This is a genomic window from Hymenobacter sp. M1-2 (assembly GCF_057808495.1).
In genome coordinates, this window is record NZ_JBTYZO010000005.1 from 1 (window position 1) to 12356 (window position 12356).

Genomic DNA, 12356 nt, shown 5'->3' on the forward strand with positions numbered 1-12356 from the left:
AGCCGGAAGTCACGGCCAAGGTGTCACGCGTGAAGGATGTGCGCATCTACGAGGTGGGCATTAGCTACTACGGCCGCACCTACGCCGAAGGCAAGAAGATCGGCTGGCGCGACGGCTTTCGCGCCATCTACTGCATCATCAAATACGGACTGTTTGGGTAGTATTCGCCGGTTCTCTTTGGAAATTATCTACCGTCTGTTTGCAACATGCGAGAAAGATTCAACTAGTAAATTCGGCTCTTAACCAAACGGCATTAATCGTAGTGGCAGCAACGATTGATGCGGTTTAGTGTAACAACCTTAGACGAAATCAAGATTTATCTTAGGCCACTTTTTCTAAGCTCAGCTTTGCGGCTCAGGGTGCCAGTCCAACCAGAAAAAATGGTTCCGATACGATTGCCACGTGGTTTCGCAACAGTTCAGAATACCTCGATAGTACTGCCACGTTTGTGTTAGATTAAGGAGAATGCACAGTATCAGCACGAACGAGAGCCCTCGCAGTGTCCAATCTGAATGGCGGCAACGGTCGAACAAGCTAGCTATGGGCAGAGCAAGTAATGGGTACAGGCTTATCATGGGCCGGGAGCTAAAACTTCCCCCATATCCCCAATCCCACCAAGACCACGTTACATATAGCACCAACGGCAGCAGCACGATAAGCACGGGCAGAACGGCCCGCATATGCGAGCGCAGCATGAAAACACCTATAAATGCCAGGGTCATAATAGGTGTATAAATCAGCCACCCTTTGCGTGCGCTAAATAAGCCTAGCAATATATGAGGATGACGAAAATCAAATTTCTCACCGGGGTACGAATCGATAATCCAGGCGCCGCCTACACTATGCCAAAACCAAGGTTGTAAGGCTAGTACCCCGATAGTCAGACTAGCCATGACGAGTACTTGTGTCCAATGCTGCCAAAGTTGCTCTACCCGCTCACGCACTGCTGACATGGAAGTAATTCCCCATAAGGCAAGCACTACTATCATCCACAACTCTGTCACGCGTACCAATCCTAACAGTCCCATTATGATGCCTAACAAGACCGCATCAATCCATCGAAATGTAGCTAGCCAGCGAACAGTGAGGAATAGCAACGTGGCGTTTAGCATAAATAGCGTACCGTGCGACATCGGTGCCTCATAGGTAGCGTAGCAAAAAAAATTGGTGGCTAATCCTACTGCTAACAGCGTCAGGGCCACTGTGGTGTCTTCAAAAAATCTGCGTAGCACCGCTCGCAAGATCCACAAGCCTACCATAGCATACGCCAAGCAGACTAAGGTTAATATTTTTTGATAAATAGATGAGTAGCCATCGGCTGGGAGACCAACTGTAGGAGCTATGGAATGAGCCAAAAAGAAAGCAGGTGCATAGAACAACGACATACCCAGTGGGTATTTCATTACTTGTTGTCCATTGGGCGCAGGAACTAAACCATAACGACTATTAAGATCAGGACGATACTGTTGCCGTACAGCCGCTGTGTATGAGCCATCCCCTACATCATTGTAAATAAAGTGGCTGGATAAATATTGATAATAGCCCGCCATATCCCACACAAGAACATCGTGACTATTCCACTTACGAGCTTGAAATACAGCCGCTAATGCTAATGTTACAATGAGCAAATAACAAGCTATTGATTTCATGAAAATACAGCAACAAGCAATTGTGGCCTACTTAGTAGAAGCAAGGTTGAGCAACTACTAGAAACCCTATTTTACAAGTTTCATGCTTAAGACTGTTGAAGATGATTTGAAAGATTTTATATAATTTTTATCAATCAAAGACCTGGAGCGAACAACGATTTTATAACTAGTATTACACCAGCAAGATTCACCCTAAAATTTTCAACGATTGCATAGCAAAGCCTCTTGATCAAAATTGATTGCGACCATGCATAGCAAGCTCCGTAATTTATTTGCACCACTAAGCGGTAGCATGCATATGTCCGCACTCAACAGTAGCTCCAAAATAGGGTTGCCCCTACTCCACCTTCTCAATAGAAACATCATCCATGAAGACTGTTTCTGGTGAACTAGTTCGCCACAAAAAAGTACTAAATCTATGATTATATGTAATGTTATTGGGCAAAGTCACCTCTTTTTCAATTTCAACCCACTTGTTATAAGACTTTACTTGGTCGCTCAATTTTACGCCCTCCCACAGCAAGGGTTTAGCGCTTGGTGTAGCAGGATCCATTACTTGAGTAACTAAAACAGATTCAGATTTGCCATTTGGTATATATACCCAGGCACGTACCTTTATCCTTTTTACTTTGCTTGCACTGAGTTTGCCGAAGATATTACTGTATGACAAACTGTATTCATTGGAAGGATCTACCTTGATAGAATAACTTCCAGAGTGAGCTTTTTCCTTGGTCAAGGATACGGGAGTATTGTCTCCAACCCAACCATCTATGGAATCAAAGTCGTTACTAGTCAGCAAATTAGCTGGCTGATTCTTAGCTTTATCGCCACAAGCTGTTAGGCTCAATAGCAGTAGCGAGTAAAACAGTTTTTTCATAAGATGAAGAGAAAAAAGATTTCCAAGGCTCAAAAATAAGGAGAATCAGCTTTTATACTGCAGATTTTCTTTCTTAAACGCTAACTCTTGCAATGGCCAGCTTAGTCCTAAAATAACCCATACGGATAGGAAGGGTACTAGTAAGAGCAGGTTGTCGTAGGGCACTTGGATAAAAGCATAAAATATAGTCAGGTTCAGTTTCAATGATAACAAGGCAATATAGCGGTGGTCTAAGTTTAATTGTGTGCGGCGCATCCAGTACCATAGCATTACTCCAGCTACTGAGAATATTGAGGCAGCTGCGTGTACTGCGCGTAGTAAATTAATTCTAGCTGTCAAATCACCAGAGCCATGCTGGAAAAAAAACACGGCCAACCCTAAGCCTCGAAATAGTTGTGCTGGGTTGCCCTGGTCGTCTAGATTGTATTGCCACTCGGCTACTGCGCTTGAGGTATAATACGATTGGCCCTGTGCGAACATGGTCCAATCGGCTGATAAAAACGGGATGACATATATACCTAATATACCAGCTAATGTGAGCCCGGTCACCCATAAAGCAGAGTTCCTGCCCTCATGCCGGTAAATCAGCCATAGGTACAGTGGAATCCAAAAGACCAGCGCAAAGCGTGATAGCAAACATAACACTAGACCCAAGGCACGTAGTACCGGCGATTTGCTAAATATTCCAGCGACCAATACAAAATAGTAACCAATGACCAAACTCTCGATGGATAGCCCTAGTATGTGGGTATCGGCGCCGACCAGAAATAATATTAGTAAAAAGGGCAAGCACAGTTGGAAAGCTCCTTGGTAAAGAGCTGGCCGCAGGCTGCCGAGCCGATAAGCGTACAAAAGCACTCCAATTCCGAACATCCAAAACCCTACCCAACGATAGTCGACATTTAGTGCATCGGGTATGAGGAAGGGCATCCACATCAACGGCAAATATCCTGCTGGAAGGTCATAATCGAAGTCCGTGATAAGAGCATATACTTGTTCGCTTCTTTGAAAGCGTCGTAGGTAGACTTCTATTACGGGCAATACGTCTGACATTTTTATGTCGACCGGATAATTGCGCAATATTTCCTGCAAGCGGGGATAGAATGCAATAAGCAACATGGCTGCTGCCAGCAACCACCAGCATCCACTACGCCGTTTTATGGCATTCATAGGCTGCAGCCAGGCATACTGCTGGCCCTGTAATGCCTTCCAAGCTGCAAAAATGAATAATAATGAAGCACTCGAATATAAAATCGGGCTGATAAATGGCCCGGCAATATTGCGAGCATAGGTGAATAGGAATAGTTCAGCTATGAAAGCTCCTAAAACAACGCGTGCCCAAATAATCGCGCGAGCAGAAGAACCAGTAGGCATGGCAAAGAGCCAGGTGATGTAGAAAAAATTGAAGGGGCAATATTACCCCTTTTCCCGAAACTCACTCTTCTCAATAGCTGAGGCGGTGGCGCCTAACTATAGGCCATCTTATCTTTGAAGCAAGCTTCGTGTTGACCTCCTCCCAGTAAACTAGACCAGCATATAGTAGAGAAAATTAGGCACTTGTCGTACCTTAAAATCAAGAGACAATGCCATGAAAAAGACCAAGTTTACCGAGGCTCAAATCGTGTTCGCCCTGCGCCAGGCCGACACGGGCATAACCGTCGCCGAAGTATGCCGCAAGATGGGCATCAGTGAGGCTACGTACTATAACTGGAAGAAAAAGTACGGCGGTTTAGGCGTGCCTGAGCTACGCCGACTCAAGCAATTAGAAGAGGAAAACCAGCACGTAAAGCAACTCGTGGCCGACCTGAGCCTCGACAAACAGATGCTGCAGGATGTGCTCAAAAAAAAGTTTTAAGGCCCGTGCAGCGTCGCCACGCGGCCCAGTATCTCATCGACGCCTACCGCATCTCGGCCCGGCGGGCCTGCCGAGTTATTCGCTTACAACGGGCAAGTTGGGCCTATAAAGCGCACGGCCGGGATGATACCGTCCTGCGCCAGCGCTTGCGCGAATTAGCCCAAGTGCGGGTCCGCTATGGAAGCCAGCGCCTCTATACCCTGTTGCGTCGGGAGGGCTGGCCGGACAACCACAAGCGCGTGCATCGGCTCTACTGTCTGGAGGGCTTGAACTTACGTAGCAAGCGTCCGCGGCGTAATCGGGCAGCGGCGCACCGATTAGAACGGCTCCCAACAGGTCGTCCGCACCAGTGCTGGAGCATGGACTTCGTGGCGGACAACCTTTTCGACGGCCGCAAAATCCGCGCCTTAGCGATAGTCGATAATTTTAGTCGCCAGTGCCTAGCGATTCACGTCGGCCAGTCGCTCAAGGGCGAAGATGTCGTAGCCGTGATGACGCGCCTGCAGCAGGGGCTAGGCCTCGTGCCCGAGCGTATCCAGGTCGATAATGGCAGCGAGTTTATCAGCAAGGCGCTTGACCGCTGGGCCTACGACCAGCACGTAACGCTGGACTTCTCCCGGCCAGGAAAACCAACTGACAATCCGTACATTGAATCCTTTAGCGGTAGCTTCCGGGACGAGTGCCTGAACGTACACTGGTTCCTGTCGCTGACCGATGCGCAGGAGAAAAATCGAGCACTGGCGACAGGAATACAACGGCTTTCGGCCGCACAGCTCGTTACAGAATTTAACGCCCGATGAAGTAGCCGCTGCCGCTGCTACGGTCGAGCTTCAGAACGCCTGATACTCTACTTCTAAGCGGTCCAGTAAATGGGAGGAGGTCAAAGCCGCCTGATCTCTACTTTTCACTGGCCCACCGAACGGGGGAGCTTACACATTGTACTCAGAAGCTTAAAAATTGTTAAAATTTAATTGGAGTAGGTTATTTCGGTTTTCCGTGAGCATAACCTTTATCAGTAATTGCGCTGCCAGCGGTAGCTCGGGTTGGCTTGGATCACTACATCTCATCTAGATAGCGGATGACGTAGGAAGCGGACTTGATCTTGTTCGAGTTGCGCGCAACTCGATTCCAACTCGGAGCTAGCTCGTGCTCTAACGGGAACTCATCACTTCAGATTGCTATCGTGTCGAAACGCAGCATCTTTGTGGATTACTTTAAAGCAGCTCTTTCCTCACCACCTCCTTCTCGTGGACCTTTCCGTCATCATCCCTATATACAACGAGGAAGCCAATATTCCTGCACTTTACGAGCGGTTGCAAAACGTACTCGAGCCAATGCAGCTTCGATACGAGTTCATTTTCATAAATGATGGTTCGCGGGATCAGTCCTTGACATTGGTGCAGACATTGGCAATGCGCGACGAGCGAGTACGGTTCATTGACTTTAGCCGCAACTTCGGGCATCAAATTGCGGTGACGGCTGGGCTGGACTTAGCATCTGGCGACGCTGCTGTTATCATTGATGCCGACTTGCAAGACCCGCCTGAATTGATTGTGCCGCTCTACCAGAAGTTGCAAGAAGGATATGAGGTGGTGTATGCCAAACGAAAGTCACGGCAAGGAGAGAGTGCTGCCAAAAAACTTACCGCTAAGCTATTCTACCGCTTACTAGCTAGCATTACCAGTATCTCTATTCCCGTTGATACTGGTGATTTCCGCGTCATTTCCCGCAAAGTGATAGATGCGCTGAAAGCAATGCCCGAGCAAAACAAATTTATCCGGGGCCAGATTTCCTGGATTGGGTATCGCCAAACGTATGTGGAATACGACCGAGCTGAGCGGGCAGGTGGCGAAACTGGCTATACCTACCGTAAAATGATTCGGCTGGCGCTGGATGGAATCACTGGTTTTTCTGATGCTCCACTTAAGGCAGCCACAATTAGTGGATTTACGGTATCAGGAATAGCGTTTTTAGTGATGCTCTACACCTTGTACTCGCGCTTTATAAGCCATGACTACGAGCCAGGTTGGGCATCCTTGATGATAAGCATTCTGTTTTTAGGTGGCGTGCAGCTTATTGCTGTGGGTATTATTGGCGAGTACATTGCCAGGCTTTCAGCTAACGTGCGGCAGCGGCCACTCTATATCATCTCCAATACTAATATCACTAAGAAAGAGCCACATGCGTCTGAGAAGCGCCCATAATAACAGGCAATTAACAATACGCCAGCTTTTACTTGGTTGAAGGGCTTAACAATACGTATCCGTGTACAAGTCTCTCCCTGTAACCGTAGGGCCGCAACGTCTCACGTAGATAGCGGTGAACGGGCTGATTACGATAGGCGGGGTCTATTACGAAGGCGGCTGGCTGGTAAGTATGCAGAAACGTCTGTATTTGAGCCGGCGTGGGTGGAGCTGGTGGTGTTGCGCTTGGTTGGACTTGCAACGAAAGCAGACGGCGCACCACAGTGTCTTGTTGAAACGCTGCAAAAAGCTCGGGACGGATACGGGACAAATAGGCAATGGGCAGCTTCTTCCGATGATATTTCTGGTAGAAGAATTGCTCGGTTTGCACTCCGCCCACCTTCCGGTAGCCATCCATCAGGCCGAAAGGAATAGGAAATAAGGTAGTGCCCGGCAACTGCGCAACCTCATTGTAAACAGCCGGCACACTACCGGTGGAAGTGAGGTGCATAGGCTTTGGCCAATACTCAGCTAGCACTACGCATAGTAACAGCACACTTGCTAGAGTTTGCAGCATTGACCTCAGTCGGGCTTGCCAAAGGGCCTCCAGGGCACTAAACAATACTACAGGTAGCAACAAACTCACCATCATCACATAGCGCGTGGGGCAACGAATATTGTTGATGAATGGAATGAAATGAAGCAGGCTCGTGGGTAGATTGAGCATCTGCTTGCCATAGACGCGCAACGTGGGCAGCGTCTGCATCACGAAGAACAATAATACCCAGGCCAGCGGCCGGCCAGCTTCATCAAATCGGCGCGCGGAAACCGGCCGGCTCGGCCACAAGGCTATGAGCAGCCCGAGTAGCAGTAACGAATAACCCATAAACACAATAATTTCTAGCGAGCCTGGTAGTTCAAAAACTCTCGGATTCAGATACAGCCGCTGGGCCCAATCAAAATCCAGGAAGCGACTCGTAGGAGGCGGCATGAGGTAGCTTACCACGTCGCCGCCCCACCAGAGCCCGCCGTTGTCGGGTACATCAAGGTTGCGGAGTTGCTTGATAATGATGTGGCTGCCCAGGAGCACCAGCGCCAAACGCAACCATGTTTGCCTGCGTCGCCAGTTGAGGTGACCTAAACGCAGCCAATACCAAAGCGCGTAAGCCAGCGAAAAATAGAGCAGCCCAAACGTTACGTAATAGTCGAGAAGGAGAGTAATAAAGCCCAGCATCAAGCACCAGGCCACTGCTCGACGGCTTCGTACGCGAGGCATAAAACGACCAGCTTCGAACGCAAAAGCATGTAGAAAAGCTAGCACGTAGAAGGGCACGGTCGCTGTTAGCACCAGTGTATAGTGCTCGGGTAAGCGAATGAGCTTGTAAGGCGAATAAGCAAAGATTACTCCCGCCAGCAGGCACAGCACCGGGTTGCGCACCCACCGGCAGCATAGCAGATACGCCCCAGTACCCGACAGCGCGCAGCTCGCCAGCAGCCCGATGTTGATGGTAAGCGCCTCGTTGTTCAGGGCAAGGTTTAACACTCCCAATAGGGGCATGTAGCCGTGCATAATCAGCGACGTCCCCCTTGGATACAGCAACCAATCGGTGTAGAACGGATTTTGTCCGTGCAATATGGCTTGGCGGAAATGCCAGAAACCCCAGGGGTAGAGAAGGGAATCGTGACCCGGCACGGTGGGAAAGGCTGTGCTAAACTGAGTTGCCAGCGGCCAGGTAAACACGACGAACAGCAGAGCATAGAAGCCTGTGACCAGAATCAGGCGTAGCCAGTGCCTCATAGAAAAAAAGATTGAGCGTTGGCCAGGAAGAGTGTAGAGTGGTGGCAAGAGCTACCAGCAACAAAAGTAGCCATTCAAGCCGGCTAGCTTTACCTTGCTATCCGCATCTCTCCTACCCCACCATGCTCTTGCTTCAGAACTACATCAATGGCCAACTCGTGCCACCGGCTGCGGGTCGCTATTTGCCTAATATTGAGCCGGCCACTGGCCACGTGTACTCGCAGATTCCCGACTCAAATGCGGAGGACGTAGCCCGCGCCACGCAAGCAGCCGAAGCCGCTCTGCCTACCTGGCGCGGGCTGCCCGCCGAGGAACGAGGTAAGTTGCTGGTACGCGTTTCGGAGTTGATAGAGCGAGATGTAGAACGCCTGGCCCGAGCCGAAAGCCAGGATAATGGCAAGCCGGTAAGTCTGGCTCGCACAGTAGACATTCCGCGCGCAGCCAGCAACTTCGCTTTTTTTGGTACCGCCGCCCAGCATTTCGCGTCCGAAACCCACTTTCAGGAAGGCGTGGCCCTGAATTATACCGTGCGGCATCCGCTGGGCGTAGTGGGCTGCATATCTCCATGGAATCTGCCGCTGTACTTGTTTACTTGGAAGATTGCGCCGGCACTAGCAGCGGGGTGCTGCGTGGTGGCAAAGCCTTCAGAAATCACGCCGTACACGGCGTTCCTGCTAAGCGAATTGTGCATAGAAGCTGGATTGCCAGCCGGAGTACTCAACATCGTGCACGGTACGGGGCCAAGCGCGGGCCAGCCGATCATTGAACACCCGGTCATTAAGGCCATCAGCTTTACGGGTGGCACTAGAACGGGCGAACATATTGCCCGAACCGCCGCCCCCATGTTCAAAAAACTTTCCTTGGAACTAGGGGGCAAGAACCCCAACATTATTTTCGCCGACTGCGACCTAGCCGAGGCCGTACGCACCAGCCTGCGTAGCTCCTTCAGCAATCAAGGCCAGATTTGCTTGTGCGGCTCCCGCATCTTTGTGGAAAGGCCTATTTACGAGCAGTTCAAGGAAGATTTTTTATGCGGCGTGGCAGATCTTACCGTTGGCGACCCGCAGCTGGAAGCTAGCCGACAAGGCGCGCTAGTGAGCGAAGCCCATTTGCAAAAGGTGCTGCGTTACATAGCTCTGGCCCATAAAGAAGGCGGTCTTCTGCTAGCAGGTGGGCAGCGCGTAACGCTGGACGGCCGTTGCGCGGAAGGCTATTTTCTACAGCCCACTGTGTTCGAGGGCTTAGCACCCAACTGCCGAGTGAACCAAGAGGAAATCTTTGGCCCCGTAGTTACACTCACCCCTTTCGAAACGGAGAAAGAAGTGCTTCAATGGGCTAATAGCACCGAATACGGCCTCGCCGCCACCATCTGGACCCTCGACCTGAACCGCGCCCACCGGGTAGCCCACGCTCTGCACAGCGGCATTGTCTGGATCAATACCTGGCTGCACCGCGACCTACGGACACCTTTCGGAGGCATGAAAAACTCCGGTGTCGGCCGTGAAGGAGGCTTGGAGGCGCTACGTTTCTTTACTGAGCCGCAAAGTATTACGGTGAAGTTGTAGAAGCTACAGGCAGTATTCCATTCCCTCTGGCACCCAGCAGCTTGCGGCGGGTGCGTTAGCTCAGTTCTACATCTGCGTAGGCGTCGGCCAACGGAACCCGGCAGCCTATACTTTCTAAATCCAGCACGGCCGCCACGTCGGAAGTCTCGGTGAGAATCCAGCGGCCCAGTTCGTCGCGGGTGTATAGCTCCGCGTGAACGGTCTGCGAATCCAGGAGTAGGTATTGGCGCAGGCTGGGGATCTGGCGGTAGAGGAAAAACTTTTCGCCCCGATCGTTGCTTTTCGTGGACGGCGAAAGTACCTCTACCAGCAGCGTAGGGTTGAGTAGGGTATCGGGTTTGGCTTTGTCCTGGAATTCTCGTTTTCCACAAACCACCGTCAGATCAGGATAGACGAAAGTAGATTCGCTTAACACTTGTACCCGCTGGTCGCTGCCTACTATTGTGCAGCTTTTGCCTTTCAGCTGTCCCCCAAGCTCAATGGTAAGATTAGCTGCTATCTGGTTGTGAGCGAAGCTTGCGCCGGACATGGCGCGTATCTCCCCGTTCCAGTATTCGTGCTTTGCTTCGGCGTCGCGCTCTGTTTGCAGGTACTCTTCCGGTGAAACGAAAGTGAACAGTTCGGCAGGGGCTTCCATTGTGATTCAAGATTAAAAAGATAGACAACAAGATACGCTTTCTACAGCCGCTCCAGCCGCTTTTCTAGCTCATCTAACGTGGTTTCCTGAAATTCCAGCGGGGTACTGAACTCTTGGCCCGTGGTGGTTTCCTGCCAGGCCAGATACGGAGTGCCGCCTTCGTAGCGCAGGCCCACTAGCACGGCCCGGCGGCCCGCGGGCACGTTTTCAAACTGATAACCGCCTTCCGTAGGTTGCCCGGGCAGCACGGTGGGCGTACTGCCGCGTAGCACCAGCCGCACCGCCGTAGCATCATCGGTTTGCGTGGAAGCAACCACCAACGACGCCCCCGCACCGGATAGGGGCCGGTCCGCGTTGAACCACCCTAGTTGCGAGCAGTGGAATACATATCGGTCGGTTGGGTCGGGTTCGGTGGCGTCTTCCGAGTTCGTAGAAGTAGCAGCGGCGGCCACTACTGGGGTTTCTGTCTCGCTGAGGTCTGGCGGGTTATTGGGCACAGAGAGCATGCCTTCCTGGAAAGAGAAACGTACGGGCAAGGTCATTTTCACCTTCACAAACTCTCCATTACGCTGGCCGGGAGTCCAGTGACCGGAAGTTTGGCGCAGCACCCGCAGTACTTCCTCGTCGCAGCCGTAGCCGAGGCCGCGCAGGATTTTGGGCTGCAACACTCGGCCGCTCTCGTCTATCACAAACGACGCAAACACAATACCTTCTGCCCGACTGGCAATGGCTTCGCGCGGATAGCGAATAAGCCGGTTGATATCCGCGGGACCATTGCCGTAGGTCGGCATGGGACGGGCGTCGGTGTAGATGGTTTCGATGGCTTCACTGGCGGGGGCAGCCGTTTCGGGGGCAACTTCCCAACGCACTGGTGTGGTGGGCTGGCCGTAATAGAGCCGCATGTTGGGCAATGGACGGCCACCGGCCGCGGGCATCTCCAGGCGCAACGTGCGGCCCGCCGCCACCTGCAAGGGTTGGCCGCCCGCAGTGGCCTTCACGAGCACCATGCCGGCCGTTTGCAGCAGTTTGCCGTCGGTGGTGAGCGTGCTGAGGTTGGTGAGCAACATTTCGGCGGGCGTCAAGCATTCTTTCAGCTCCACCCACACGGGGCCAGTAGCGGGGCGCTGCCGGGCATCTACCAGCGTGCCCGCACTGATGCGCACCACGGTACCATCGCGGCCGCGCACTTCCGCGGCTTTAGTGGGGTCTATCTGAAAATATTCACTGGCTTTTCGCGCTACATCGAAGAGCGTGGCTTCGCCGGGCGGCGGGCTCATATCGAGGCCGGCGGGGGCGCGCCGCACGCTGCGATACACGATGAGCGGAGCTTTGCGGCTGGTGCGCTGCGTGAGACGGTGCCAGTCGCGGCGCACCGGGGTAGTGTCTGCGGCGCCGACGGGGTCTGCAAGGCTGTCGAGATTGAGAGAATCAACCAGGGTCGGGGTCTGCCGCTCGGTGCGGGCGGGCTTCTTGTCGGGTTGGCAGGCCGCAGTCAGCAGACTTGCCCCTAGTAAAAACAATCGGAGTGTCCGTAGCGTGAGCATGCGGCAAACTACGGGAAAATATCAGAAGGGCTGCTTCAATACATCCGTTTCTATACTAAATCAATAATATTTTGTCTAAGTGAGACATGAGACAGTGTGACATGAGAAGTGAGACAGGCGTAGGTTTTCAACCCTTACCAACAAGAGCCTAGGGTGCTACTCAAGTCCGACTGCTTAAATCTATACTCCGCTATCTTCCAATCAAACTGCCCCCAAGCCATTCCAGCTGTGCGACTGAAATAACTTGG

At 51.8% G+C, this 12356-nt stretch carries 8 protein-coding genes and 2 pseudogenes; 4 read left to right on the top strand and 6 right to left on the bottom strand.

The annotated features are described in order from the left end of the window. Positions 1-161, top strand: a pseudogene (locus ACYSMN_RS06230) (glycosyltransferase family 2 protein); the annotation flags it as partial. Between the two features lie 180 nt (positions 162-341). Here ACYSMN_RS06230 and ACYSMN_RS06235 read toward each other — a convergent pair. The 3 genes from ACYSMN_RS06235 to ACYSMN_RS06245 form a co-directional block, all read right to left on the bottom strand. Then, positions 342-1649: a hypothetical protein gene (locus tag ACYSMN_RS06235; RefSeq protein ID WP_488922994.1), complete on the bottom strand. Its 1308-nt coding sequence runs from the start codon at positions 1647-1649 to the stop codon at positions 342-344. A 337-nt stretch (positions 1650-1986) separates the two neighbouring features. After that, positions 1987-2526, bottom strand: a complete 540-nt coding sequence (locus ACYSMN_RS06240; RefSeq protein WP_488922995.1) for a carbohydrate binding domain-containing protein — start codon at positions 2524-2526, stop codon at positions 1987-1989. A 45-nt stretch (positions 2527-2571) separates the two neighbouring features. Beyond that, positions 2572-3900 (bottom strand): hypothetical protein, encoded by a 1329-nt coding sequence (locus ACYSMN_RS06245; protein ID WP_488922996.1) that lies wholly within the window; start codon positions 3898-3900, stop codon positions 2572-2574. 214 nt (positions 3901-4114) lie between these two features. On the opposite strand from ACYSMN_RS06245, the pseudogene ACYSMN_RS06250 reads away from it, so the two are divergent. Both ACYSMN_RS06250 and ACYSMN_RS06255 read left to right on the top strand, forming a co-directional pair. Continuing rightward, positions 4115-5224: pseudogene (locus tag ACYSMN_RS06250) on the top strand (IS3 family transposase). 404 nt (positions 5225-5628) lie between these two features. Then, entirely contained in the window at positions 5629-6585 is a 957-nt protein-coding gene (locus tag ACYSMN_RS06255) for a glycosyltransferase family 2 protein (RefSeq protein WP_488922997.1), read from the top strand. A gap of 28 nt (positions 6586-6613) precedes the next feature. Here ACYSMN_RS06255 and ACYSMN_RS06260 read toward each other — a convergent pair whose 3' ends face one another. After that, positions 6614-8362, bottom strand: coding sequence for a DUF6311 domain-containing protein (locus ACYSMN_RS06260; protein WP_488922998.1), 1749 nt, complete (start codon positions 8360-8362; stop codon positions 6614-6616). Positions 8363-8484: 122 nt separating this feature from the next. Here ACYSMN_RS06260 and ACYSMN_RS06265 point away from each other — a divergent pair, with 122 nt between their 5' ends. Continuing rightward, positions 8485-9927 carry an aldehyde dehydrogenase gene (locus tag ACYSMN_RS06265; RefSeq protein WP_488922999.1) on the top strand — a complete coding sequence of 481 codons (1443 nt, stop codon included), beginning with the start codon at positions 8485-8487 and terminating at the stop codon, positions 9925-9927. Positions 9928-9982: 55 nt separating this feature from the next. Here ACYSMN_RS06265 and ACYSMN_RS06270 read toward each other — a convergent pair whose 3' ends face one another. Continuing rightward, positions 9983-10564: a Uma2 family endonuclease gene (locus ACYSMN_RS06270; protein ID WP_488923000.1), complete on the bottom strand. Its 582-nt coding sequence runs from the start codon at positions 10562-10564 to the stop codon at positions 9983-9985. Between the two features lie 41 nt (positions 10565-10605). Further along, positions 10606-12108, bottom strand: a complete 1503-nt coding sequence (locus ACYSMN_RS06275; protein WP_488923001.1) for an energy transducer TonB — start codon at positions 12106-12108, stop codon at positions 10606-10608. Between the last annotated feature and the right edge of the window lie 248 nt (positions 12109-12356).